Consider the following 25900-nt stretch of genomic DNA (forward strand, 5'->3'; position numbering starts at 1 on the left):
AGCGGTTTTTGTACAATTAGCTGTTAAGGCCCGGATGCAGATGCCGGCACCTGTATGCGGCTGGATTGAGCAACAGATAATGGCTTCTGATCTGCTGCTGTAAAGACCACGTTGTTGAATGCCCAGTTGTCACCGTGAGTAATACTGCCGGCATGGGCGCCGGAAATATGAACGTTGGTGAATACAAAATTCTTGAGGGCGGACCCGGGCAACCCCGTAGCGGTAATGATATCATTGGTAATTCCCCTGGCGGTGATATCAGACACATATATATTGCGGAATACCGGGGTTCCTTTGGAGGCCGGCTCAACTTTGCGCAGCATTACCTTCCAGTGCGGGGGAATGGAATCTTCATCATATCCTTTGGGCAATTGGGAATAGCTATAGCTGGGGTTCCAGTTCATGGTGTAGTGGAACGCATTTTTCACACTGTCCATTTTGATATTGTGGAAATAGATGTCCTCAACAATGCCCCCCCTGGTAACCGCCGATTTTATGTGGAACCCATTGCCTGTTTGATGAGCCACCAGGTCGGTCGCCAGTACATGGCGGATGCCCCCGGAAGTTTCACTGCCCAGGGTTAATAAGCCTCCGCCGCGGCGGGCGATACATTTGCGGATCACTACATATTCTGTGGGGCGGTTTACACGCAGGCCGTCCCAGTCGCGGCCCGATTTTAAGCAAAAGTCATCATCATTGCAATCGATATCGCAGTTTTCGACCAGTACCCAGGAGGAGGAATCGATGTCGATGCCGTCGGTGCTGGGACCCTTGCCGTCCTCGTTATTGCGGATAATAATACCATCTACGGTCAGCCTTGTGGAATAGAGCAGTTGTACGGTCCAGAACCCGGCATTTTTAAAGGTAAGTCCTTTCAGTGTAAGGTCTGAAGCGTTTTGTGCCAGGAACGTGCGAACGCGTTTGGCATCGTAGTCTACGATCCAGCGCAGCCCTTTGGGCTCGTATTCTTCCTTACGCATCTTCCAGTATTTGTCCCAGCAAAATTTACCGCGCGCATCGATGATACCCTTTCCGCTTACTGCTACGTTGGACGCATTGATCACATTGATGAGGGCGGCCGGCCATTTCATTTCAATACCAGCTACACGGGTGTCAATCTCCGGGTAATCGGCAAAATCCTGCGAACCTAAAATCAGCACGCCTGCGTCTATTTTGAGATGCACATTGGATTTGAGAAACAGCGAACCGCTAACATAAGTGCCGGGCCTGAATGCGACGATGCCGCCGCCGTTCTTTGCACAAAGATCTATCGCCTTTTGTATGGCAGCCGTGCTCCGGGTTGCCGTATCGCTTTGGGCTCCGTAATCGTTTGCATAATAGATGTGGGTACCCGACGGGGATTTTTGAGCACCTGTTTTTGATGCCCAGGGAAGCGGAGGCAGCTGGGTATGACCCGCAGTGCCGGACACTACAAGCAGTAACAGCAACAGGGAGTATTTTAATTTCATGACCGGGTTGGTTTTATTGCTACGGCATAAATATTTTCTTTCCCCTCAAAATTGGCACGGAAAAGAATATATCGCTGATCGGGGGTAAAATGAATATTGGGCTCCAGCTGGTAGCGATGCTGCTGCATATTGACCAGTTTTTCTGCTTTGAAGATCCCGTTCTCCGGGGTAAACAGGTAGATCCATTGACCGTCGGGGGCTTTGGCTACTGCACCGGGGGCGCCGCCATCACCTGCAAAAAGCTTTCCGTCGGGCGACGTGGTATAATGAACAGACCACTCATTTCTTTGCAGCCGGTATTTTGTTGTTGTTCCGGTTGCCAGATCGGTCCCGCCTACAAAAAAAGTGACGCCTCTCGGTTGTTGTAAGTCAAACCAGATGGTCTTCCCGTCTTTTGAGAACCATTCGTGCCCGGCTATTTCCATCGGCATGGTCCTTTTATGTACCAGCTTTACGGTTTTTGTAATAACATTAATGGTCCAGATCCGGTCTACTTTATGCCAGGGACCTTCATGGCAAAACATCAGCAGCCGGGGGTCTGCGGGGGAGAACTGGATATGGTTCAGCCAGGCGCTATCGGTAAATATTTTGTTGAGCCGGCCCGAGCGGATATCGATGGTAAAAAGTGTCCGGGGAAGTTTGGCTTCATAAATGATCGTGAAATAACTGCCTTTGCCGGGATATTTCCGGAACAGCTCTTTCTCGGCATCGGAATACCGGGCGCCCGCCAGCAGGGTTCCATCCGCGTTAATTGTGGTAACTGTCGCTTTAAAGTCTGCCGGGAAGATATAGATCAAGCTTTCCTTTTTTGTGGAAAGGTCCACAGCAAACACGCTGTCTTTAACCTGGAAGAATGCTTTGTTTAACCGGGGACAAACGATTTCTCCCTGCATGGGTGAAGTGTGGTTGGTAAGCCGTTCGGATTGCAGGGTGTTCAGATCCAGCAGGTACAATTGCCGGTCGCGGGTATTGCTGTTATAGGTCTCCTGTTTTGCGGCAGCCGTAGGGATCTTTTCCGTGCTGTAATATACCATTTTGCTGCCGGCAAACGGGTCGTTGTGGAAATAGAAGCTGAGGTTGCTCCGGTCGTTGTTGGTGAGCCGGATCACTTTGTGATGCGTGTCGGCGTCGATCCACTCGCGGGGCATGTCGGGACCGGTTTTCAGAACCGGTTGTGTGTGGCCTGCTATGCCTCCCAGAAGCAGGCCGGCGAAGAATATCTTTTTCATTCGATGGGTACAATTTATGAATTTTTATCGGGTTAATGATGCGCGGAGATATGACAAATTCATCTTAATCGGATAATGTTGGATCCAGGCCGCATCGCTATGCTTCCCCGGGATACCCTGTGTTTGCAGAACTATCGTAACAAAGCGCATGGGCTCTATAGGCTCCCCCGGCCTGCTCCTGGTATATTTTCCGAACACTCCGCCGGGGCGGGGCCAGGGAATATTCATCCGTGCCTGTTCCTGAATGTGTCGTTATCTTTGAGTGGATCTTTCACTCTTCAATTCCTTGCTATGATGCGATCTGTATCTTTAATTGTACTAATGACTTTTGTTTTTGGCGCGGGCGTCGCGGAGGCGCAACGGCTCCCGGCAAAGAAAGAGCTGTTACGTGTGCTGCGGCGGACCAACCGGTATTTTATGAACAAATGGCCTGATCCGGGGAAGGTGGTGGTTACCAATAAAGAGCGCCCCAGCAACCTGTGGACGCGCGCTGTTTATTATGAAGGACTGATGGCGCTGTACGCCATCGATCCGCAAAAAGAGTATTACGATTATGCTGTAGACTGGGGCGAAAAACACCGGTGGGGATTGTGGGGCGGCACGGCTACAAAGAGTGCAGACAACCAGTGTTGCGGGCAAACCTATATTGACCTTTACCAGGTCGATAAAAAAGAAGACCGTATCCGGGATATAAAGGCTTGTATGGACCGGGTAATAGAAAAAGAAGGCAATGAAGCCTGGAGCTGGATCGACGCCATACAGATGGCGATGCCCGTATTTGCCAGACTGGGCGTTGTGTACAGGGAGCAAAAGTATTTTGATAAGATGTACGCCCTGTATGCATTTACAAAGAACAATCATGGCGGCAGGGGATTGTATAACCGCGGAGAGCACCTTTGGTGGCGCGATAAAGATTTTGTACCTCCCTATAAAGAGCCTAATGGTAACGATTGTTACTGGAGCCGGGGAAACGGTTGGGTATTTGCGGCATTGGTGCGGGTATTGGATATTTTACCGGAATCTGATCCGCATTATAAAGAATACCTGCAGGATTTTACAGATATGGCGGATGCGTTAATAAAAGTACAGCAGCCCGGGGGTTTATGGACTGTGAGCCTGCATGATCCGGGTCATTATGGCGGAAAGGAGATCTCCGGCAGTTCTTTATTTACCTACGGGTTCGCGTGGGGGGTACGAAAAGGGATCCTGGACCGGCGCCGGTATCTGCCGGCCCTTTTAAGGGCCTGGAACGCTATGGTCAGCGACGCCGTACATAAGAATGGATTCCTGGGCTATGTGCAGGGAACCGGTAAGGAGCCAAAGGACGGACAGCCGGTTGGCTATAGCAGCGTTCCGGATTTTGAAGATTATGGGCTTGGATGCTTTTTGCTGGCTGGGAGCGAAGTATACCGGTTACGGTAAAAGGAATGCTGAAGGTTATGATGAGTGCACCCGGGGATTTTTTATGAACATAAATGAGCCTCCTGCAGCATATGCGGGAAATACTAAGAAAGGATCCGTTCGGAAATAGAACGATGGCTACAGCAGTGAAAATGCGGATATCTTTGCGTAATGATAAAGGCGGGCAAAAGGGATCGTGCTGCTGTTGTTGATATACTGGCCAACGCATTTGATGATAACAGGAGCGTTAATTATATTGTCCGGCAGGATGCCGGGCGCAGGCAAAGGATAAAAGCCCTGATGGCTTATGCTTTTGACCGTTGCATGTTGTCCGGCGAGGTGTTTATTACAGAGGAGGGCCGGGGGTGTGCCCTGGTACTGTTCCCGGACCTGAAGAAAAGCACCATGCGCTCTGTATTGCTGGATCTGAAGCTGGTGCTCCGGGCCATTGGTTCCAATGTTTTTAAGGTGTTGAAACGGGAAGCCGCTTTGAAAAAGACGCAGGTTGTTGCGCCTTTGTATTACCTCTGGTTTATCGGGGTGCACAGGGAGGTACAGGGAAGAGGTACGGGAAGCCGGCTGCTGAATGAACTGAAACAGCGGGCTGATGAACTGGGAAGGGTCGTATGCCTGGAAACTTCAACCATAAAAAATATTCCCTGGTATGAGAAACATGGCTTCCGGGTGTACAATGAGCTGAACCTCGGGTACCCGCTTTATTTTATGAAATGGGAGAAGGACGCATCCGCCCGGGTGGATGATGTATGACCCGCTCCCTGCCTGTTGATGCTGGGTTCTTGTTTTCTTTGATTTGTTCTATATTTACCATAGTGTTGGTAACTACCTGTTGTTTCAACAAAACCCCGGATGGTAATGAAAAAGGATCTTTTAAAGCCGGTCTTTTTAGCGGCCGGTATCTTTGTGGCATTCTTTATGCAGGCGCAAAGGAAACCGCTGGTTGCAGATAAGCCCAATGTGATCTATATAATGGCGGACGATATGGGTGCCGGCATGCTGTCTTATTATGGACAACGCTTTTTTTCTACGCCTCATATTGATCGCCTCGCCCGTGGTGGCATTGTATTTGAGAACGCTTATTCCAGCGCTTATTGTGCGCCGTCAAGGGCTACTTTTCTTACGGGGTACAGTGATTGCAGAACCGGGAAATATGTGCTTACCGGGGGTGGTATTTATACAAAGACAGCAACGGGGCAACTGACAGATGCCCAGGCCCAGGCGAAGGTGAATGCAGCTATCGGACAGGAACCGGATGTGCTCTTCCTCCCCCAGGTATTTAAAAAAGCGGGTTATATAACGGGACAGGTAGGAAAACTGGATTGGGGATTTGCCACTACAGACCGGCAATTAAAAAATCATGGATGGGATTATTATTACGGCTATTATGATCACATTCAGTGCCATGGCTATTATCCTGTGTTCCTGCATGAGAATGGGAGACGCATTACCATTCCCGGCAATACGCATCCCGATGCGGCAAAAACAGGAGAATGGGGCTCTGATAGCATACAGGAGCAGGACCGGTGGAATATGAACGGAAAGGAAGTGTACTCGCAGGACCTGTTCCTGCAAAAAATGCTGGCATTTATAAGAAAAAATAAAGACCGTCCGTTTTTCCTGTACCATCCTACCCAGCTGCCGCATGGCCCGGTGGCCATACCGGCCCTGCACCCCGAACTGGCGTTTGCAGATTCGCTTACCAATATTGAAAAAGCCTATGCCTCCATGGTCAAACGACTGGATGACGACGTTGCTGTGATTATGGATGAACTGCAGCGACTGGGGATTGCGGAAAAAACCATGATCGTTTTTTCTTCCGATAATGGTCATGAACTTTATTATGCTTATAAAGGACGTGTGGAAAAACCCTACCGGGATATGCGCACCGGGGCATTCTACAACAATGTAACCAACAAATTTTACAGTGCTGCCGGGGGCGATGTTTTTGACGGCAATCATGGAATGGCAGGTTTAAAGCGCAGTAACTGGGAGGGAGGGGTAAAAGTACCGCTGTTCGTATATTGGCCATCCCGGTTTGGAAAGGGAAGGGTAACAGGGCGGCTCGTGACCAACTACGATTTTCTTTCTACAATGGCCGATCTGCTGCATGTTCCCCTGAAGGACCCGAAGGACGGGCGCTCATACTTATCTGTTTTACAGGGGCGCCCGGCCCGCAGTGGCGGGGGTCACACTGCTATTGCCTTTGCTTCGTTTATGGGACCAGCCCTGGTTACCAGCGATGGATGGAAATTGCGTTATTATGCACCGCGAAAACTTTTTCAGCTATACCACCTGCCGGATGATCCGGGGGAGCAAAAGGATCTTTCTGCACAATACCCCGGGAAATTAAAGCGCATGCAACAGGAACTGCTTGAGCAATGCGAAGGTGACCTGGAGAACGGATGGTTCAGTGATGAAAAGAATGTTGTACAGATCCGGTGATATACAGATTGCTGTATTCAGCCGGAAAACCACTAAATTAGTTGCATAAATCATGAACATGAATCCCAAACCGCAAAATGTATTGGACTACCATAGCGTTAATACCATATTCATGGTATGGAACTTTAAAGAAGATGTAGCTGTTAAAGAAGTCTTCCAGCGGATCTGTGCGCTGGTCATTAACCTCAACCATTCTGCATATACCCGTTTCCCGGATGAAGGGGTGAGCTGTGTAATGGGGATCGGGTTTGATGCCTGGAACCGGCTTGCACTTCCGGATCCGCTTCCCCGTGAGCTGGAATCTTTTGTTCCTGTTTCCGGGCAAAAGCATACAGCAGTAGCCACCCGGGGCGATCTGCATTTTCATCTGCGGGGTAATACCAGCAGTATCTGTTATGATATGGCTGCCGACCTGTCGGAACTGCTGCAACCGGCAGCGCTTTGTGTGGAAGAAGTGCATGGTTTCCGGTATTGGGACGGACGTGCGATCATCGGTTTTGTTGATGGGACGGAGAACCCGCACGGTGCTGACGAACGGGCTTACTTTGGGCTGGTAGGAGATGAAGACCCGGCATACAGGGGAGGCAGTTATCTCTTTGTTCAGAAATACCTGCACGACCTGGTTGCCTTTAAAGCTTTGCCGGTGAGTGAACAGGAGCGTATCATCGGGCGGTATAAGGATAGTGATGTGGAAATGCCGGATGATGTTAAACCAAAGAATTCTCATTCGGCCCTGGCAAATGTAGGGGATGACCTTAAGATCATCCGGGGCAATATGCCCTTTGGCAATATGGCCGCCAATGAAATGGGCACTTATTTCATCGCGTATGCCAGTACGTTTAGTACCGTAAAAAAAATGCTGGACCGGATGTTCATCGGGGACCCCGAAGGAAACTATGACCGCCTGCTGGATTTCAGTACGGCAAAAACAGGAACTCTGTTCTTTGCACCCACACTGGATATGTTGAAGGCTTTTTCCGGTGATTGAAAAGACCTAAGCACTTAACAGCTGCAGGTATTTATCAATATATTCCTGTTTATATCTCGACCGGTATTGTTGTATAAAACGCGGATGCTCCAGGGTGATCAGCTCATCAAACATGGGCGTTGCCTGGTTGAGTTTACGGATAAACGTTTCATTTTTTTTACCCAGCACAAATGCTTTTTTAGTATCCATCCCTATGGAAATATGTTGCCGGAGGCTCCGGATCATGAATGGCTTTACGGCTTCAAATAGTGCAGGATCATCGTAATAATTTGCATTCAGCCATTTGCCCGGAGAGGCCTGCCTCACAATGGCGAGCGGGAAGGGTGAGTTGATATAGAAATGACGGTAAAATAAATTAACGCCTCCATACTGTTCGATCATTTCATACATAAATACTGATGAAACCTCGTGGGAGCTAACGGAGTGCATGCGGATGCCGCATACTTTGTCGAGTCGTTTGGTATCTGTGAACGGAACGCCTGTAAGCCCCGCTCCATGGCGGCTGGGGTTGATACCGATAATAAGCCTGCGCTGGTGATGGTCATTGTAGAACCTGGAATAGAATTGTTCCATCACGGGGAAGGTCTCAGGATTTTCGCGGAAAGGATTAAGCACGCGGAATCCGGGGGGCAAGGCACCTTTATATTGAAGCTTTTTGTTAAAAGCGATGATCTTCTCTGCAACCGTTTTCAATGTATGCTCTTTTATGCTCTAATTTATGATATATTGTTGATAAAGGACCCATTTCGCATAGCCGATCTTCGTAACCTGTTGTTCCATTATCTTTAAGAAGGTGCTGAAGAGACTATGATAGGGTCCTGGGCAGCAGCGGCTGCCTGCTTATTTTTTATTTCTTAATTTTAACAGGCGGTAACAGACATGAAGCCTTCAATGCAACATACGATCTATACTATTGGCCACTCCACACACCCGCTGGGAGTATTTATAAAAATGCTGGAGTCTTTTAACATTGGGTTGCTGGCAGATATACGGCGGTTCCCGGGTTCCCGGAAGTACCCGCAGTTTAATAGGGAGCCGCTGGCAGCGGCGCTGCAGCAGGCCGGCATCCGCTATGTGCATATCGAAGACCTGGGCGGTCGCAGAAAAGCCAGGCCCGGGTCGGAAAACAGCCGGTGGCGTAACGAGGCATTCCGGGGATATGCAGACTATATGGAAACGGATGCATTTAAGATTGCTATGGATGCATTGGAAGTACGGGCCCTGGAACAACCTACTGTATATATGTGTGCAGAAGCTGTGTGGTGGCGTTGTCACCGGGCCCTGGTATCGGATTACCTGAAGGCAAAGGGCTGGACGGTGCTGCATATTATGGGAGTAGGCAAAGCAGAGGAGCATCCGTATACGGCACCGGCACGTATTTATGACGGGCGTGTTTTTTATGCTGATGAAAATTTATTTGACGCGAAATAAAAACGGTTATGGCAACAAAATTTAAAGTAGGTGATGAAGTAAGCTGGAATTCAGAGGCGGGAAGGGTTTCGGGTACTATCATTAAAGTGCATACAAAGGACTTTTCGTACAAAGGGTACACGCATCACGCCACTGCAGAAGATCCGCAATACGAGATCCGGAGCAGCAAATCGGATCATATTGCCGCACACAAAGGAGCTGCACTTACGCGGGAATAAGAAGGGCCGGGGATGCGTATGCAAGGACGTGAAGGAAGGGCCAGCGCCGGGATATTCGGAATTAAATAATAAATTGCGGCATGCCTGCTTCTCCTGTTTTCTTTATTGTGCTGGTCCTGCCGGCCGGTATCGGTCTCATTATTCTTTCAAGTGCCTGTTACCGGGTGCACCCTTTCTTCTCATTATCCCCTGCTTGCTTTGTAACCGGCAGCCTGGGCGGCTTGGGTACGGCTTCCCTTCTTTCCCTGATGATAGAAGGCTTTGGGAAAATGATGGGCTCGCCGGGCTTTATTATAGTCCTTGGTACAGCATTGGGTTTTGTGTTACACGCCAACCGGGCAACAACAGCAATGGCCAATGCAATTGTAAAAACGGACAGGCAGCAAACGATCTGCCTTTGCCATGAGCCTTACCGGGTTTATTGTGGGGCTTCCGATCTTTTGTAACTCCGGTGCGTAGTGCTAAACGGGCAGAACCAATCAATGATCCGCCGCACCGGTATTGCAGGTATACAGCGCGGCTACAGTATGGATGGCCATCACCGGCATCACCATGGTGTATTTGTTGTCCTTAATCATTTTGTAAATGAAGATCGTCATAGCGCCGAATGCATTTAAGAATAGTCTGCCGGCTGCTGCAGTAGCGGCCGCATTGGCGGAGGGTATCAGGAGCAGTGGTTATACCGGCGCCATGGTTTGCTGCCCTGTTGGAGATGGGGGAGACGGAACGGGTAGCCTGCTGCAGCAGTACCTGGGTGCAGAACCTGTGGTTGCGGAGGTCGCAGATCCGCTCGGCAGACCTGTTAAGGCTCCCTTTGGATGGATAAAGGAAACAGGGACCGCGATCATTGAAATGGCGGATGCCTCCGGTCTGCGCCTGCTTAATACCGGGGAATACAAGCCGCTGGAGGCCGATACAACAGGGTGCGGTCAGCTGATAAAGGCAGCACTGGATCACGGGGCGGGGGAGCTGTTGCTTTGTATCGGGGGGAGTGCTACCGTAGATGGCGGCACCGGTGCATTAAGGGCGCTGGGACTGCAGCTCCTCGCCTCAAATGGCGCAACACTGCAACGGCTTCCGGCAGACCTTGTTAACCTCGGATCAATCGGTGTGGCGGGGCTGGATCAGCGGCTGCGCAGGTTGAAGATCAGGATCCTGTGTGATGTAAAAAATCATTTGCTGGGAGCAAAGGGGGCTGCCGCCGTTTTTGGGCCGCAGAAAGGCGCCGGTGCCCGCGATGTGGCGTTACTGGAGGCGGCATTGCAGCGGTGGCGCCAGGTTGTATTACTGACTACCGGCATAGATATCAATAAGCCGGAATCGAGCGGGGCCGCGGGGGGGATAGCGGCCGGTTTATCGGCTTTTTGCAATGTGGCGATCGTGGATGGGATCGGGTATTTTTTGGAGAGAATAAATTTTGAACAGGAACTGGAAGGCGCCGGTTGGGTCATCACCGGCGAAGGGTCGATCGATCACCAGACCCTGGAGGGGAAAGCGCCCTTCGGAGTGGCGGTCATGGCAAAGCAAAGGGGGATTCCCGTCGTTGGCGTTGCGGGGAAAGTGCCGGAGATCCCGGACCCGGAATTACAGCGCTATTTTCAAACGCTCTGGCCGATTAATGAACAGCCGGTAGCGCTTGAAGAAGCTATCCGGCAAACGCGTGTTAACCTTGTCCGCACCGGTCTAAGGATCGGGGTGGCATTACAGGCGCAAAACCGGAGTGGTAACGCTCTTGTCTGATCGCATCGGCGAAGGATGTGCTCCGGGTCAGCGGTGCGGTGGTGCCGGCTGCCCGATAATATAAAATTTGATCACAGGAACAAAGAATCGGATCTCTATGAAATTTAGAAATGGATGGCTGCTCCTGCTGCTGCTGGTGGTACGGCCGGTTGCAGGCCAGCAGCATACAAACGGGCAATGGCAATCGCCGCATACCATGGAGGCATTAGGCGCCGCGCCGGTAGCGCTGATCCCTTTTCCGCAGGAAGTGGTGTGGACGGGGCAACCCATGAAATTGCAACGGAACATGAGCATCCGGATACAGGGTGCAATGAACGGCCTGGCAGGTGATGCCGTTCGCTCCTTGAGGGAACTGCTGCAACAGTGCGGGATACAGGCGAGCGCAAACGGGAAGAATACGGTTCCGCGGATCCTGTTTGAGAAAAAAAGACAACCGGTAAAGGAAGGATACCAGTTGCAGGTAATGCCTGCCGTTATTACGATCCGGGCCAGTGATGCTGCGGGGTTTTACTATGGAGTGCAAACGCTGCGGCAGTTGCTGGCGCAGAAGACCGCTGAGAACACGATATATGGATGTACCATTACTGATTGGCCGGCATTTGGATTGCGGGGCTTTATGCATGATAACGGCCGCAATTTTCAGCCTGTGGCCCTGCTAAAAGCTCAGTTGGAAAAGCTTTCCTGGTATAAGTTCAATACCTTTCACTGGCATTTGACGGATAACCCGGCCTGGCGACCGGAAAGCAGGATATACCCGCAGCTGAATGACCCGGCAAAAAGAAAAGCAGGCCGGGATCCGGACAGCACGTATTCGTTTGATGCCATAAGAGACCTCATCGCTTTTGCCCGGAAGCGATCGATCCGGATCATACCAGAGCTGGATATGCCGGGGCATAGCCGGTATTTTGAACCTGCTTTTGGATTTAAGATGGAAAGTGAGCAGGGTATGGCGGTACTGGAAAAACTGATCGACGAGTTTTGTGCGCAGATCCCGGCGGAAGATTGCCCGGTGATCCATATCGGTTCGGATGAAGTGGGGATCGCTAACCCGGCAGCGTTTATCAGGCGGATGACCGATCGGGTAAAACGCAATGGACGCCGGGTAATGGTCTGGAACCCCGGGTTGCCGCCGGAGCCTGGTACGATCGAACAGCATTGGCGGGATGACGGCAGCGCAGGTATCCGCAACAGCAATAATCCCGTTGTGGATTCTTATTCCGGTTATCTGAATTATTTTGATGCCTATAGCCTCATACAACGTTACTTTTTTCAGCAGATCTGCAACCGGCCCCGGGGCGATAGCCTGGCGTGGGGAGGGATCGTATGTTGCTGGCCGGATGTGCGGGTAGATGATAAAAGCAGGATCCTGTTACACAACCCTGTATGGCCCGGCGCTATTGCCTACAGTGAGGCCGCCTGGTGCGGCCGGTCAGGTTATAACAGTATTTATATGAATCGGCTTCCGCTTCCGGGCACACCGGCCAATGGATACTTCCGGGAGTTTGAAAGCCGTATGTACCGGCATCAGCTGCTTTTTTTTAACAACGATCCATTTCCTTATCATGCCCTGGCTGATCTGGAATGGACTATGAGCGGCCCTTTTCACAGGAGCAGGGAAGATGCTGTAAACAGGGCTTTTACACCAGAGTTGAAAACAAATCAAAGAGACCGTGTTGCTACCACCGTTGTTGCCGGGGGCGTCTTTCGCTTTAACGATATGCTGGGGGCTAAGGTACTAAGCTCCGGGGTGGATGAAACCGTTTACCTGACGGGGTATGTATATGTAAAAACAGGAAGGATCATGCATGCCATAACAGGTTTTGAAACGGCGGCCCGCAGTAACCGGCGCAGTGGCGGAATTCCGCAGGATGGAAAATGGGACGCGAACGGCGGCGCTGTCTTCATCAATGGGGAGGAACTGGCAGGGCCCACATGGAATGCTCCGGGGGCAAACCGGTATCTGAAAGCTACCTGGGAAACGCCGGCCAATGAGATCCCGTTTACCGACGAAGAATTTTATTGGAGCCGGCCACCCGCCGCTATACCGCTGCAAAAGGGCTGGAATAAAATAGTAGTGCGGGTACCCCGTGCCTATAAGGAACAGAACTGGAGCTTTGCCTTTGTACCCGTTAAGAAAGGCCGGGCGGGAAACTGGGAAAGAGATCATATGATACAGGTTCGCGCTGCTGTTAAATGAATGAGCATTTTATTTTATGGTAGAAAGATACGGGGCAGTGCTTTGCAGATACTGCGTGGAGCACTGATGGATTGTGTGTTCTGTATGTTTTCTGCACCACCGGCAGGATGCTCTGCGGAGCAAGCCTTTGCATTGGATCTGTTCCTGTTGTGTTTCCACGGATCACCGGGATGAACAGGAGCCAGTATATCTGTTTCATCACTGATGCATTTCAGGAGTGTTGATCCCCCGGTGAAATACCCGTTTACTGGTGTCGTCATCCGATAGCTGGCTGTCTCAATACTGTTTCGCAACCGGGCACACTTATGTGAATCTCTATCGGTCCGGGTATAAAAAAAGCTTGAATATTTTATTGATAATCAAGCTTTTGTGTCGGGATGACTGGATTCGAACCAGCGGCCTCTTCGTCCCGAACGAAGCGCGCTACCGGGCTGCGCTACATCCCGAAAACAGAAGGGGCCGCAATATATAATAAGTTTTGGAATTTTTTACAGACTTCCCCCATTTATTTCTCCATAGACGGATTGTGGAAACACTACGGATTATTGTACTTGGTTCAGGCGTCAGCAAGATTTGCCGAAACCTGACTGCTACATGTGCTTCTTTGGGCCCGGATCACCCGGTTCCGTATTCTTGAGATAAAGATGGCGCCTTCTTTATCTGTTTTGGAAAGAAGACCGGCGAACACCAATGTAGCGGGATTCCCGTTGATTGCTGCAAAGCTCAGGAGGGTTGAACACCCCTTGGATGGAGCGGAAAGAGGTCCTTTCAATGCCTGGACAGAAGATATGCGCGGCAGTAACGGGTTCCGGCTTTTAAGACGGCTGGCTGCGTGGTTATTCAGGGGGAAAGCGATGATGTTTCCGGTTGTCATAGAATAAGCCCTATCATATCAACAGTTGTGCATTGATATGATAGGGCTGTTCTGTCAACAGGAAAGGCGCTGACCGCAGCGTCAGGAAATACTTCCGCCTGCTATAAAGTGGTTTGCTTTATCTTCTTTAAACCGCGCCTGCTTGCCATCCCAATGTAATGTTTCATTGGGGAACCGTGCTGCAATAACGCCCAGCAGGATCACTTCCGTAAGTTTGGCAGAGTAGGAGAATGGCGCACTGCACTTTGCTTTACCAAGGCAGGCATCTACAAACTCGTGGTAGTGCTTGGGCGTTTCTGCGTCGTAGCTGGTAGTTGGTTTGCCCGCTGCTCCCTTGGGATCGTATTTTTTGATGTCGATCGGCTCAAATTTATTATTTACGATCAGTTTGGGCAATTGCATAAAGTGCGGTAACAACAGGCGTTGCCCGTTTTCGCCAATAAACATGGCACCCTGGTCCGGCAATGCCTCACCACCCGGAAGTTCCAGCGCTGCCTGCGCCTCCGGGGCACCCTTACCATCGTACCATACCCATTCCAGCGTTTTTGCGGTATAGGGGGTTCCGGGGAAAACATAAGTGACATGATTTTTTTCAGCATGGCCAAAATCATTGGGGGCTCTGCACTCGTTCTTAACTGTTAGGGGCACGCTTAGCTTTAACGCATTGTAAGGGGTATCAAAAATATGAACGCCCATGTCGCCCAGGGTACCGCAGCCATAGTCGATACATTTTCTCCAGTTGCCCGGGTGGTAGAACCCTTTCTTATAGGGCCGCTTTTTAGCAGTACCCAGCCACAGATCCCAGTTCAGCCCTTCTGGTATAGGATCGCTTCCCTCCGGTGCTTCACCATCATATCCCCATACTTTGGGGGACCATGCTATTACTTTTTTTACCTTTCCTATAATTCCTTTTTGAATAAGAATGGTGGCCAGTTTGTAATCGTAGAAGGAATGCACCTGTATACCCATTTGGGTCACCAGCTTTTTTTGAGCGGCTACAGCATCCATTTTCCGCGATTCAGCAATATAGTGGGTCAGTGGCTTTTGACAATACACGTGTTTGTTCATTTCCATTGCGGCCAGCGAAACAGGTGCATGCGCATGATCGGTGGTAGAGACCACTACCGCATCAATTTCATTGCCCATGGTTTTAAACAGCTCCTTATAGTCAGTAAAAGTCTTTGCACCGGCATATCGAGCTTTTGCGGCATTCAGGCTATTGCTGTCCACATCACAGAGCGCAACGATCTCTACCAGGGGGTGTGAGGCAATTGCGGCCAGATCACCGGTGCCCATGGATCCTAACCCGACCTGGGCAACCCTTAATTTTTTCCCGGGAGCAAAGGCTGACGACGAAAGCGGAAGCACGAAGGCGAGCGATCCGGCTGCCGTAGCTTTTATAAAACTTCTTCTTTTCATATGTGTATATTGTTTTTAAAATAAATCATTCATCCGGGCCGGGTTTATTGAAGCGGCTTTACTATGACGTTCTTAAACCACAGGGAACTTCCGTGGTATTGAAATGCGATATAGCCCGTTTTGAAAGTGCCATAGAGCGCACTTTTTGCCCATTTACCGGCTTTTTTACGGGCATACCAGTCGGCCGACCAGGGTTCAAAACTCAGGAGCTTTACACCGTTCAGCCAGTGCTCTGTACGGCCAGGGGCCACTACTATTTTAGTGGTATTCCATTGGCCAACAGGGTGAAGCAGCTTCCTCGCCTCGTCTGCCGGATGCATCGCATAATCGGCACCGGTTTTTTGCCAGTCCTGTAATTGTTCCGGGTGTGCCGCGCCAAACTGCGAATTGTAGTCCTTCAGATCCGGGTGCATGCTTGCAAAGTTTTCATCATCGATCAGCTGGTACTCCGGGCTGATGCTCGAGGGGCCATCATACCCTTCTTTCACATGATAAAAGATACCGCTATTGCCACCCGCAGCTATTTTCCAGTCTACCGTCAGTTCAAAATATTCAAATTCCTGGCCGGTAAAGATAACATCCCGCCCGCCTTTATAAGCAGTGGTTGCTTTGGCCTCGTTATTCATCCATAACATGCCGTTGCTGATGGTCCAGCCAGGGGGCAGTGTTTTCCCGTTATATCCCCTCCATTTGTCCGCATGGTTTTTGTCCAGCAGGTTAATGCTTTTTTTAGTTCTTGCTGCAACAAAAGTGTCTGGCTGATGAGATGACTGACGGGAAACATTGGCTCCCAGCAATATAAAAGCAGGGACCAGGACCAGGTACTGAGTAGAAAATAACTTCATAAAAAACGAAATCAATGGCAGGAAATGAATGAACCGGTTTTGTATTTCTTTAATACAGGGGCTAAAATAGTGAAATAACCATTATGACGGGCATATAAATTTCGAAAAGGACCATCGGGGCTACCGGTGCTGCAGCTGCTGATAACAGGGGGCAGCAGGGTTCTCTAAACGCCCGGATACACGCATCTGGTTTCAGCATGACCAGCTCCGGAGCAGTGTTGGGTTTATAGCAGTTGTGTCATTTTGATCAACCGGGCTCCAAAAGAGTCCCGTGTTTGTCCTGTCTGACACCTGGTCAACACTATTTTCTGCTGAATTTAAAAACAGCGCTTCGTGTTCCGTTCACCATGGTGGCGCTGAACTGGTTGTCGGTATCGGAGAACCGGATCGTGTTAAAATAATCTGATTTCAACTCCCCGGACCCATCCGCAGCGCTTACCAGCAAGGAGTGTATATTGTTGGAACTGCAACCGCTGCAATTGTCGTCTGATCCGTACTTTTGTATTTTCCAATTCCCGTTATACTGTATTCCCCGGAGGCTTGTAAAGGTAAAGGATCGGTCTTCGGAAAAATGATAGCTGCCTTCGCCAAAGGTTACAGGCAGGCCGCCCGAACCGGAAAGGTTTATGACTTCCACATCCCAATCGCCAACGATCCTTTTTTCATATCGTTTAAGAAGGTCTTTGCTGCAGCCGGTGAATGCAAGCAGCGTAATAAGCAAAACGGGCAGGTACCATTTTTTCATAATCGGGTTGTTTTAGCGTTCAATGGAACCGGCCACTGTATGATCTCAAAACCGCAGTAAGGAAGAACGGAATATTGCGTTTGATCTTATACGCGCACCGTCGGTATTATAGCAACCTTTTCCGGTGTGGAAGATAATGAATATTTATAATGGGCTGTAGTGAAGGGATCCGGTATTGCGATAAACAAATGTTAATTGTTGCATAAAAAAACGCACCCGGTTAAGAGTGCGTTTTTTTATAAAAGGATGTTATTAATACCTGTATAATTCCGGTTTGAACGGTCCTTCTGCCGGAATACCGAGATAAGCGGCCTGGGCGGGAGTGAGGGTATCCAGTTCTACTCCGATCTTAGCAAGGTGCAGCCGGGCTACTTTTTCATCGAGGTGTTTGGGCAGCACATATACCTTGTTCTCATATTGATCGTTATTGGTCCAGAGCTCGATCTGGGCCAGGGTCTGGTTAGAGAACGAGTTGCTCATTACAAAGCTGGGATGCCCGGTGGCACAGCCCAGGTTCACCAGGCGGCCTTCGGCCAGCAGGATGATGTCGTTGCCATCGATATTGTAAATATCCACCTGTGGCTTAACGGTATCTTTGGTATGACCATAATTCTGGTTCAGCCAGGCCACGTCGATCTCAATATCGAAGTGGCCGATATTGCATACAATGGCTTTATCTTTCATGGCTTTGAAATGCTCGGCGGTGATCAGGTCACGGCATCCGCTGGCGGTTACCACGATATCGGCTTCCTTAACCGCATCGATCATTTTCTTTACTTCGTAGCCATCCATTGCTGCCTGAAGCGCGCAGATAGGATCGATCTCCGTAACAATCACCCGGCATCCGGCACCGCTCAGGGAAGCGGCAGATCCTTTGCCTACATCACCATAACCACCTACAACCGCTACCTTGCCGGCCAGCATTACATCGGTTGCACGACGGATGGCATCCACCAGGGATTCTTTACATCCGTATTTATTGTCAAATTTGGATTTGGTAACAGAATCGTTCACGTTGATAGCAGGCATGGGCAGGGTACCTTTGGCCACCCTTTCATATAAGCGGTGAACACCGGTAGTGGTTTCTTCGCTGATGCCTTTTACATGCTGAACCAGCTCGGGGTAAGTATCCAGTACCATATTGGTAAGGTCGCCGCCATCGTCGAGGATCATGTTCAACGGACGGTCTGCCCCGCCAAAGAACAGGGTTTGCTCAATGCACCAGTCGGCCTCCTGCTGTGTTTGCCCTTTCCAGGCAAATACGCCAACGCCTGCTGCTGCAATAGCCGCGGCGGCATGGTCCTGTGTAGAAAAGATATTGCAGGAGCTCCATTTTACTTCCGCTCCGAGCGCCACCAGGGTTTCGATCAGCACGGCGGTCTGGATGGTCATGTGCAAACATCCGGCAATACGGGCTCCCTTCAGTGGCTGGGCTCCGGCGTACTCCTTGCGGATGCTCATTAAGCCGGGCATCTCTGCTTCGGCCAGTCTTATTTCTTTACGTCCCCAGTCTGCCAGGCTGATATCGGCAACTTTGTACTTCAGGTCAAAGTCTATCTGGGATTTTGTTACAGTGGACATATATACTATGATTTTTTTTAGACGTCAAAGGTACGCCTTAGAAGAAAACACTACATGAATTCTTTTTAATAAGTAGTATTCCCTGTTGTTTTGTAAATTTATAGGGATAAATACTATTACAGGATGAAGAGAAGTACGAAAACAGAAGAATCGGCTGCACCCGCAACAGCCCCTGAGCTGGATGCCAAGGACCGGGAAATCCTGAGGCACCTGCAGGAGCATGCCCGTATATCGGTAACAGAAATTGCAGCCCGGGTTCATTTAAGCCCTACACCGGTTCATGAGCGGATCCGTCGCCTGGAGGAGTCGGGGGTTATCCGGCAGTACGCAACCTTGCTGGACGCTCAGAAGCTGGACCAGGGGCTGATGGTGATCTGCTATGTTTCACTGAAACAGCATGATAAAAAGGCAGGTCTGAAATTCATCCAGGCTATCAACGGGCTGAATGAAGTGGTGGAATGTTACAGTATTTCCGGCGAGTTTGATTTTATGCTAAAAGTGCGTGCAAAGGATATGGCAGGCTTTTATGATTTTCATGTAAACCGGCTGAGCCAGGTCGAAAACCTGGGGCATGTGCAAAGCGTGTTTGTAATGGGGGTGATCAAGGATACACACAAAATTATTTTCTGATGCGCAGGAAGTAAGAGACAGCATCGCCTCATAGCAACCGGCTTTGAACGGCTTCGGGTTTTTAACAATTTGTTATTTATATTTGGCGGATGAAGCCCCCCATACGCTTAATCCTTGTCCTGCTGCTTGTAACTGTTTCAGTAAGAGGATTTGCTATTTCCTGTCAAAGGCAAACTGCCTGTAATCAGGCGTTACGCGATACACTTCCCGAAGCGGTTTTGGGAAACCCGGACCGGGATGCCGAATATCCCGGGGGAGATGATGCCTGGAAGCGCTTTATGGAGGCAGAAGTGAACGGTGATATACCCATAAAAGCAGGAGCTAAACCAGGCAGCTATACCGTATGTGTCCAATTTGTTATTACGCCGGAAGGGTTGATCGATCAGATAAAACCGCTTACCAGACATGGTTATGGTATGGAAGAGGAACTGGTCCGCGTGATTAAAAGATCAGTAAGGTGGTTGCCTGCTATTAAAAAAGGAACCTATGAGAAAGCCTACAGGAAACAGAATATCACATTCGAAATAAGCGAAACGCCTAAAAAAAAGAGGGCAAGGAAACGTTTCATTTTCTGATATTAGCCCGCACATCCTATTACAATGCCCGGGCTAATATCAGGCCTTATTTCTTTACGTCTACTAATTCCAATTCAAAAACAAGTACGCTTCCGCCGGGAATAGTGGGAGGCGCTCCTCTGAGGCCATAACCCAGCTCATAGGGGATAAAGAATTTGTATTTGGCGCCCTTGCTCATTAATTGCAATCCTTCCGTCCATCCTTTAATAACACCGGATACCGGTATGGTAAGCGGCTCACCCCGGTCGTAGGAGTTGTCAAATTCGGTGCTGTCTAATAAGGAGCCCCTGTAGTTACAGATTGCGGTGTCTGTGGGTCCTGGTTTTTCACCGGTTCCTTCTTTCAATACGATGTATTGCAATCCGCTGGCGGTGGTGGTAACACCTGGCTGTGTTTTGTTCCTGGCGAGAAATGCCCGGCCGGCATCGATGGTTATTTTTGCCTCAGCCTCCTTGGCCTTTTCTGAATAAGCCATGATCACATTCATTAAAATGTCATCGTCCAGCAGGGGCTTTTTACCCTCAAACGTTGCTTTCATAGCGCCCATCATAATATTGGTATTGATGTCGCCCAGGTCCTTTTTCATCGATTGGGCAATGTTGACACCTATGGCATAGCTGGCTGAGTCTGTCAGCGTTTTTAAAGAAGATGCTGCTGCGGGGGCTGGGGCCACTGCGGGCTTTTTCACAGTTGTTGGTTTGGGTTTTGCCTTTGATTGGGCTAAAAGTGATAGACTGCCTGTGGCCAGCAGCCCGATTGTAAAAAGATACTTCATTGTTTTTTTGTTTTACACACTGTTCAAATTTGATCCTCGGGATCGAAACGGTAAATATAGCGACCCTTTTTCATAATTTTAATTGTTGACATTTGTAAGTTTGTTAATTATACAGAAAAATCGGTATGAACCGCCAATTATGGAACAGTTTACGCAACAACTGCAGATCCGCTGGGCCGACCTGGACCTGAACGGGCATTTACGGCACAGTGTTTATTACGACTGGGGAGCTTACTGCCGGATCCGGTTCCTTTCGGAACAGGGATTAACTACTTTGCGTATGATGGAGCTGCAGGTGGGACCGGTCATTTTCCGGGAGGAGTGTGTATTTAAAAAAGAGGTCCGGCTGGAAGATACGGTGATCATTGACCTGGAACTGACCCAGTCACGGAGGGATTTCAGTCGCTGGGCTATGCAGCACAGGATCTATAAGAATGGCGATACACTGGCTGCGGTGATCTCCCTTGAAGGGGCCTGGATCGATACGATGAAGCGGAAACTTACGGTGCCACCGGCGGAAGTTGCGGCTGCTTATGGGGCTATGCCGCTGGCCGGGAGTTTTAAATGGCTCGAACCTTCTTAGAAGCGGTTTGAAATGGCGTTTTGCTGACAGGATTTCGCAGATCCGCCTGCCGGTATGGTGTATCCTGCTGGCTGCCGCATACGTGTCGGGCAGAGAAAGGCTCCCGGGGAATGAAAAACCTGATGACCGCTGCTTTTTGTTACCCGGCATCCAATAAGATCAACGGGCAAACGTGCAGCGCGATGATGGTCCCGTTTTATCAGGGCTCATTTTTATGTGCCCTGAACACTTTGGGCGCTGTGCCTGTTTGGGATTTAAAAAAGTTGGAAAAATTGGAGGTGTCATAAAACCCAAGTTCATAAGCGATTTCCTTGATGCTTTTGCCGGAGACCTCCAGCAGGCGTTTCGACTCAAGAACCAATCTTTTTTGGATCAGTTCATTGGCAGATGCGTACAGTGATCGTTTGCAAAGGATATTGAGATAATTGGGTGTGATATTTAATTGCCGGGCATAATAGGCAACGGACCGGTGCTCCCGAAACTGCTCGTTGACCATAGTAGTATACCGGATGACCAGGGGATTGGATTTCATTTTTTGAATGATCTCCGACTGGTTTTCCTGTTCCTTTCCTAACAGCTGAACAATTAATTTGCACCGGGTGTGGATGATGTCGAGATTGGGCCGGGTGTTCCGGAGCTCTTCATCCAGCTGCTGAAATTCATGATGAAAGATACCGAAGCGGTAATCATCGAGGGATAATACGGGATGCCGGAAGTAAAACAGGGGGCTGAAGCTGAGATAATTGATCATGGTTTGAAAGATCGCTTCGCTGATCATCAGCTGAAAACCTGTGGTTGCCGCATCCAGGTGCCAGTGATGTACCTGGCCGGGCAAGAGCACATGGATCTGGTGGTTGTTTACCGGATGTTCTATAAAATCGATGGTGTGGCTGCCGCTGCTTTCGTGAATGAGAAAGAACAGGTAGAAATTGTGCTTATGTGGCTTCGTGATCCGGTTGCTTCCTTTGAGTACATGATTGAGTATAGTGATGCCGTTCACCGCATTAAAGGCAAAATTATCCAGGTTCAAAACAGGGATCTTGGCAGGCATATCTTTTGGAATATCCCATAAATATAGGGAATCGCTGCAACAAAAAAAGGCCTGCCGGTGGCAGACCTTTGTAACGGTACATTTCTTAATTAATTTGTTGGTTCCTGATGGGTGGTAGGTGTGTGTACAATGTCTATATACACCGATGTATTACCTGGATCCGGATAAGTCCGGTAAGTGAATTCCTTGTTGGTCAGCACGGTGATTGGTACTTCGCGCTTGAATATCTGGGCACCGTTGGCATCTCTTGCGATGATAAACCTTGATTTGCCATCCAAGGACAGCCACCAGTCTCCGTGCATCTTGGGGCTGTTATCTAAATTGTACATAGTGAATTGCGTATTGGTTTTGAAGTACGCAAATCCAACATAGTTCTTTACATTGTCATCGGTAAGGGCCACGCTGGCTCCCTGGGCGTTTCTGGCACTGGTGGTTTCCCATGCCGTGGAGGATAACAGCTGGCTGGGTGTTTGCACAGGTGTAACCGGGTCATTGTCTTTTGAACAAGCAGCAAAAAAGCTGAGGAATAAAGCAGCTGCTGCAACTAAAACTGAAATTTTCATTACTAATTGTTTTATTTGCTGCAAAGCTACCCTGTGTTGCGGGCAAAAAAATATGAGAACCCTGCCAGTCCTTGTGCCAATTATAACTGGTGCCCCGGAATCCTGTAGAACCGTCCTGCGGAGATCATTCGTCCTCGTCGAATTCAAGGTTATCATATGCTTCTGCCGAAGCTGCGCCCAGCATACTTCCGAAGAGGTCCTTGAATTCAACCTTTGTTTCAAAAAGTCTTTTGCTGATGAGTGAGTAGGAGGAGAGCCCAAATAGCACAAACTCCATTAAAAGAGCAGCCTGCAACTCATTGGTGCCTGGGAAATATTTTTTTACCAATGGAAAAAGGCCGTCTACCTGGTAAAGCTGTTGCACTTTCCCGGAATCCGTGGTGTTATAGTCGATGTTGAGGGTGTTCCCTTTGTCAAACCAGTTCACGATCGGCTTGTAAGGGTTCTCGTCGGCTTTGCTTTGTGCAGAAGGCTTGCCGGTATTTCTTTTTTTGTTGAGTTGTTCGGGGTTTGGAAAATACTGGATGAACTGTGAGCGGATGGCTTTGTCTACAAGGTTCATGGCTACCTGGAAGGGGCCTTCCTGTTCTCCTTCATAGACCAGTTCTACTTTCCCTGTTATAGAAGGAATGATCCCGGAGAGGTCGGAGATCCAGACCTGGGTAGTGGCTTCTTTATTGACCAGCGCCCTGCGTTCTGCCGTACTAACGGCATTTTCAAAAGCAGAAATGGTCAGACGGGCGCTGACACCGCTTTTTTTGTCTACCAGCTCACTGCTCCGGGCTTCAAACGCTACCTGTTCAATAAGTCGTTTTACCAGGTCGCTGACTGCTACCGTTTCTTTTTGTTCCTCATGGATGCCTGCTTCCTGCCCGGTGATCTCCAGTGCATGCTCCAGGGTTTTGGGATAGTGGGTCAGTATCTGGCTCTGGATCCGGTCTTTGAGCGGTGTTACGATGGAGCCCCGGTTGGTGTAGTCTTCGGGGTTGGCGGTAAATACAAACAGGATATCGAGGGGCAGCCGCAATTTAAATCCCCTGATCTGGATATCACCCTCCTCCAGGATATTGAACAGGGATACCTGTATACGCGCCTGGAGGTCCGGCAGCTCGTTGATCACGAAAATGCAGCGGTTGCTTCTGGGTATGATGCCATAGTGCAGCACACGCTCATCATCAAAACTCAGTTTCAGATTGGCTGCTTTTATGGGGTCGATATCGCCGATCAGGTCTGCTACGCTCACATCGGGCGTGGCCAGCTTTTCGCCATAGCGCTGGTCTCTTGACAACCAGGTGATAGGAGTGGCATCACCTTTTTCGGCAATGAGGTCCCGCGCATATTTGGAAACAGGGTTCAGCGGATCATCGTTCAGGTCGCTTCCTTCAACCACGGGTATATATTCATCCAGCAGGGAGATCATCTGGCGGGCCATCCGGGTTTTGGCCTGCCCGCGCAGCCCCAGGAACAGGATATTGTGCTTGCTCAGCAGGGCGCGTTCGGTTTCGGGTATAACAGAGTCTTCATAGCCTACAATACCGGGAAAGGAAGTATTACCGGCTTTTAATTGTTGAATAAGGTTTTGCCGGATCTCTTCTTTGATGGACTTTGGATGATATCCGGATGCTTTTAATGCGCCTAATGTTTTTATCACGAGTGAGATGTTTTTAGTGAGAAGTTTTTAGTGAAATGTTTAAAGTGAGAAGTTTTTAGTGAAATGTTTGAAATGAGGCAGGAGCGGTTTTACGGGCCCTATCAGAACACCGTTTTGGACCGGCCGCTTTCAAAGTCTTTAAAGATAAACGATCCCAGGTTATCCAGCGAAGCAAAATAGGCCTTACCATGATTCATCTCCGTAAATTCCTGGACAAAACGCTGGAGGTAGGGGTCGGTAGCGATCATAAAAGTAGTGATCGGGATCTTTAACTTCTTACAGGATGCAGCCAGGTTCATACACCGGTTTACTACTTTCCGGTCGAGCCCGAAACTATTTTTATAGTACCGTTTTCCTATTTTTAAGCAGGTCGGTTTCCCGTCGGTGATCATAAAAATCTGTTTGTTGGGATTTTTTCTCCGCCGCAGCAGGTCCATCGCCAGCTCCAGACCGGCCACCGTGTTGGTATGATAAGGTCCTACCTGCAGGTAGGGAAGGTCTTTTATTTCAACCGGCCAGGCGTCATTGCCGAAGACCACGATATCCAGGGTATCTTTGGGATAACGGGTTGTGATCAGCTCACTGAGGGCCATCGCTACTTTCTTAGCGGGGGTAATCCGGTCTTCCCCGTAGAGGATCATGGAATGCGAAATATCGATCATGAGCACGGTGGAGGTCTGGGTCTTGAAATCCGTTTCCCGGATGCTCAGATCCTCTTCCTGTATCCGGAAGGCTTCGATCCCGTGGTTGATCTGCGCATTGCGGATGGATTCTGTAAAATCGATCTGCTCCAGCATATCTCCAAACCGGAAGGGGCGGGTTTCCGGATTGAGCTCATCGCCCTGCCCGGGTTTAAACGTTTTGTGATCGCCTTTTCCTGCCTTTTTAAGCTTTCCGAAAATCTCTTCGAGACTTTTTTTCCGGATGCCCTGTTCCGTTTTGGGCGTTATTTTTATTTCACTTTTCTGATGATCTTCGGTAATGTAACCCTTTTGTTTAAGATCCTCTATGAAATCGCCCATTCCGTAATCATCGCTGCCCAGCTGGTATTCTTTGTCGAGCTCGTTCAGCCACTGAAGGGCTTCGGCGGCATCGCCACTGGTGTAGGTGAGCAGCTGCATAAAAACGTCCAGCATTCTTTCGAAGGGAGACTTGTCCTGGCGATTCGGATCCAGGCCGGAGAATTGAATACCTCTCATATACTAAATGTAAAACTATTTTTCTAAAAACAGGAGACTGCTTCAGGGCAAACGCGTCTAATTTCAGCATTGTTCTGCTCCGGGGAGCTGCGTGTTTGTTTGGCCTGAAATTTTACGCGGCTCCTACAGGAGCCGGGGTTTCCTCTTTAATACCCTGCTATAAACACGAGGCACTTACTGTACCTGCAAATGCTCCAGGTGCGCTCTTTTCACCCAATTTAGATGCGTTTGCCCTGGAGACTGCTTCCCGGATGGCGCGGTGACCGGGGCATTATT

At 49.5% G+C, this 25900-nt stretch carries 25 protein-coding genes and 1 tRNA gene; 12 read left to right on the forward strand and 14 right to left on the reverse strand.

Going from position 1 to position 25900, the window contains the following annotated elements; all coding sequences use genetic code 11:
* Positions 1-23: 23 nt before the first annotated feature.
* Both BLS44_RS01735 and BLS44_RS01740 read right to left on the reverse strand, forming a co-directional pair.
* Positions 24-1469 (reverse strand): glycoside hydrolase family 28 protein, encoded by a 1446-nt coding sequence (locus BLS44_RS01735; protein WP_090388287.1) that lies wholly within the window; start codon positions 1467-1469, stop codon positions 24-26.
* The gene (locus BLS44_RS01740) at positions 1466-2698 is read right to left on the reverse strand and encodes an oligogalacturonate lyase family protein (RefSeq protein WP_090388288.1); all 1233 of its coding nucleotides are present in this window, start codon (positions 2696-2698) and stop codon (positions 1466-1468) included. The genes BLS44_RS01735 and BLS44_RS01740 overlap by 4 nt, the downstream gene beginning before the upstream one ends.
* 291 nt (positions 2699-2989) lie before the next feature.
* Between BLS44_RS01740 and BLS44_RS01745 the strand changes: the two genes are divergently transcribed.
* The 4 genes from BLS44_RS01745 (at position 2990) to BLS44_RS01760 (ending at position 7547) form a co-directional block, all read left to right on the forward strand.
* Entirely contained in the window at positions 2990-4120 is a 1131-nt protein-coding gene (locus BLS44_RS01745) for a glycoside hydrolase family 88/105 protein (protein WP_090388289.1), read from the forward strand.
* Positions 4121-4270: 150 nt separating this feature from the next.
* Positions 4271-4867: a GNAT family N-acetyltransferase gene (locus tag BLS44_RS01750; RefSeq protein ID WP_090388290.1), complete on the forward strand. Its 597-nt coding sequence runs from the start codon at positions 4271-4273 to the stop codon at positions 4865-4867.
* A 105-nt stretch (positions 4868-4972) separates the two neighbouring features.
* The gene (locus BLS44_RS01755) at positions 4973-6559 is read left to right on the forward strand and encodes a sulfatase-like hydrolase/transferase (RefSeq protein WP_245729064.1); all 1587 of its coding nucleotides are present in this window, start codon (positions 4973-4975) and stop codon (positions 6557-6559) included.
* Between the two features lie 58 nt (positions 6560-6617).
* A complete protein-coding gene (locus BLS44_RS01760; protein ID WP_090388609.1) occupies positions 6618-7547 on the forward strand; it encodes a Dyp-type peroxidase in 930 nt (309 codons plus the stop codon).
* A 6-nt stretch (positions 7548-7553) separates the two neighbouring features.
* Here BLS44_RS01760 and BLS44_RS01765 read toward each other — a convergent pair whose 3' ends face one another.
* Positions 7554-8240 (reverse strand): SMUG2 DNA glycosylase family protein, encoded by a 687-nt coding sequence (locus BLS44_RS01765; RefSeq protein ID WP_090388292.1) that lies wholly within the window; start codon positions 8238-8240, stop codon positions 7554-7556.
* Between the two features lie 186 nt (positions 8241-8426).
* Between BLS44_RS01765 and BLS44_RS01770 the strand changes: the two genes are divergently transcribed.
* The 5 genes from BLS44_RS01770 to BLS44_RS01790 all read left to right on the forward strand — a co-directional run bounded on the left by BLS44_RS01770 (position 8427) and on the right by BLS44_RS01790 (position 13133).
* A complete protein-coding gene (locus BLS44_RS01770; protein WP_090388293.1) occupies positions 8427-8978 on the forward strand; it encodes a DUF488 domain-containing protein in 552 nt (183 codons plus the stop codon).
* A gap of 8 nt (positions 8979-8986) precedes the next feature.
* Positions 8987-9196, forward strand: coding sequence for a hypervirulence associated TUDOR domain-containing protein (locus tag BLS44_RS01775; protein ID WP_090388294.1), 210 nt, complete (start codon positions 8987-8989; stop codon positions 9194-9196).
* A gap of 80 nt (positions 9197-9276) precedes the next feature.
* Positions 9277-9642 carry a GntT/GntP/DsdX family permease gene (locus BLS44_RS01780; RefSeq protein ID WP_245729065.1) on the forward strand — a complete coding sequence of 122 codons (366 nt, stop codon included), beginning with the start codon at positions 9277-9279 and terminating at the stop codon, positions 9640-9642.
* Positions 9643-9781: 139 nt separating this feature from the next.
* Entirely contained in the window at positions 9782-10936 is a 1155-nt protein-coding gene (locus tag BLS44_RS01785; RefSeq protein WP_090388295.1) for a glycerate kinase, read from the forward strand.
* Positions 10937-11033: 97 nt separating this feature from the next.
* Entirely contained in the window at positions 11034-13133 is a 2100-nt protein-coding gene (locus BLS44_RS01790) for a beta-N-acetylhexosaminidase (RefSeq protein WP_090388296.1), read from the forward strand.
* Positions 13134-13147: 14 nt separating this feature from the next.
* Here BLS44_RS01790 and BLS44_RS01795 read toward each other — a convergent pair whose 3' ends face one another.
* The 6 genes from BLS44_RS01795 to ahcY form a co-directional block, all read right to left on the reverse strand.
* Positions 13148-13393, reverse strand: coding sequence for a hypothetical protein (locus tag BLS44_RS01795; RefSeq protein WP_143019630.1), 246 nt, complete (start codon positions 13391-13393; stop codon positions 13148-13150).
* Positions 13394-13505: 112 nt separating this feature from the next.
* Positions 13506-13579: transfer RNA gene (locus tag BLS44_RS01800), tRNA-Pro, on the reverse strand.
* A 509-nt stretch (positions 13580-14088) separates the two neighbouring features.
* The gene (locus BLS44_RS01810; protein WP_090388299.1) at positions 14089-15426 is read right to left on the reverse strand and encodes a Gfo/Idh/MocA family protein; all 1338 of its coding nucleotides are present in this window, start codon (positions 15424-15426) and stop codon (positions 14089-14091) included.
* Between the two features lie 44 nt (positions 15427-15470).
* Positions 15471-16271: a 3-keto-disaccharide hydrolase gene (locus tag BLS44_RS01815; protein ID WP_090388300.1), complete on the reverse strand. Its 801-nt coding sequence runs from the start codon at positions 16269-16271 to the stop codon at positions 15471-15473.
* A gap of 301 nt (positions 16272-16572) precedes the next feature.
* The gene (locus BLS44_RS01820) at positions 16573-17016 is read right to left on the reverse strand and encodes a hypothetical protein (protein WP_090388301.1); all 444 of its coding nucleotides are present in this window, start codon (positions 17014-17016) and stop codon (positions 16573-16575) included.
* 252 nt (positions 17017-17268) lie between these two features.
* The gene (gene ahcY / locus BLS44_RS01825; RefSeq protein WP_090388302.1) at positions 17269-18597 is read right to left on the reverse strand and encodes an adenosylhomocysteinase; all 1329 of its coding nucleotides are present in this window, start codon (positions 18595-18597) and stop codon (positions 17269-17271) included.
* Between the two features lie 123 nt (positions 18598-18720).
* Between ahcY and BLS44_RS01830 the strand changes: the two genes are divergently transcribed.
* The gene (locus tag BLS44_RS01830) at positions 18721-19227 is read left to right on the forward strand and encodes an Lrp/AsnC family transcriptional regulator (protein ID WP_090388303.1); all 507 of its coding nucleotides are present in this window, start codon (positions 18721-18723) and stop codon (positions 19225-19227) included.
* Positions 19228-19316: 89 nt separating this feature from the next.
* Positions 19317-19802 carry an energy transducer TonB gene (locus BLS44_RS01835; RefSeq protein WP_090388304.1) on the forward strand — a complete coding sequence of 162 codons (486 nt, stop codon included), beginning with the start codon at positions 19317-19319 and terminating at the stop codon, positions 19800-19802.
* Between the two features lie 46 nt (positions 19803-19848).
* Here BLS44_RS01835 and BLS44_RS01840 read toward each other — a convergent pair whose 3' ends face one another.
* Complete coding sequence (locus BLS44_RS01840; protein WP_090388305.1) at positions 19849-20577, reverse strand: FKBP-type peptidyl-prolyl cis-trans isomerase; 729 nt, start codon at positions 20575-20577, stop codon at positions 19849-19851.
* 139 nt (positions 20578-20716) lie between these two features.
* Here BLS44_RS01840 and BLS44_RS01845 point away from each other — a divergent pair, with 139 nt between their 5' ends.
* On the forward strand, positions 20717-21160 hold the full coding sequence (locus BLS44_RS01845) for an acyl-CoA thioesterase (RefSeq protein WP_090388306.1): 444 nt from the start codon (positions 20717-20719) through the stop codon (positions 21158-21160).
* 199 nt (positions 21161-21359) lie between these two features.
* On the opposite strand, the gene BLS44_RS01850 is transcribed toward BLS44_RS01845, so the two are convergent.
* From BLS44_RS01850 to BLS44_RS01865, 4 genes are all read right to left on the reverse strand, one after another.
* Positions 21360-22211 (reverse strand): helix-turn-helix domain-containing protein, encoded by an 852-nt coding sequence (locus BLS44_RS01850; protein WP_090388307.1) that lies wholly within the window; start codon positions 22209-22211, stop codon positions 21360-21362.
* An 89-nt stretch (positions 22212-22300) separates the two neighbouring features.
* The gene (locus BLS44_RS01855; protein WP_090388308.1) at positions 22301-22774 is read right to left on the reverse strand and encodes a DUF4822 domain-containing protein; all 474 of its coding nucleotides are present in this window, start codon (positions 22772-22774) and stop codon (positions 22301-22303) included.
* Between the two features lie 124 nt (positions 22775-22898).
* A complete protein-coding gene (locus BLS44_RS01860) occupies positions 22899-24425 on the reverse strand; it encodes a magnesium chelatase ATPase subunit I (protein WP_245729066.1) in 1527 nt (508 codons plus the stop codon).
* A 101-nt stretch (positions 24426-24526) separates the two neighbouring features.
* Positions 24527-25624, reverse strand: coding sequence for a vWA domain-containing protein (locus BLS44_RS01865; protein ID WP_090388310.1), 1098 nt, complete (start codon positions 25622-25624; stop codon positions 24527-24529).
* Between the last annotated feature and the right edge of the window lie 276 nt (positions 25625-25900).

Source organism: Niabella drilacis, assembly GCF_900101395.1.
GTDB classification, from domain to species: domain Bacteria; phylum Bacteroidota; class Bacteroidia; order Chitinophagales; family Chitinophagaceae; genus Niabella; species Niabella drilacis.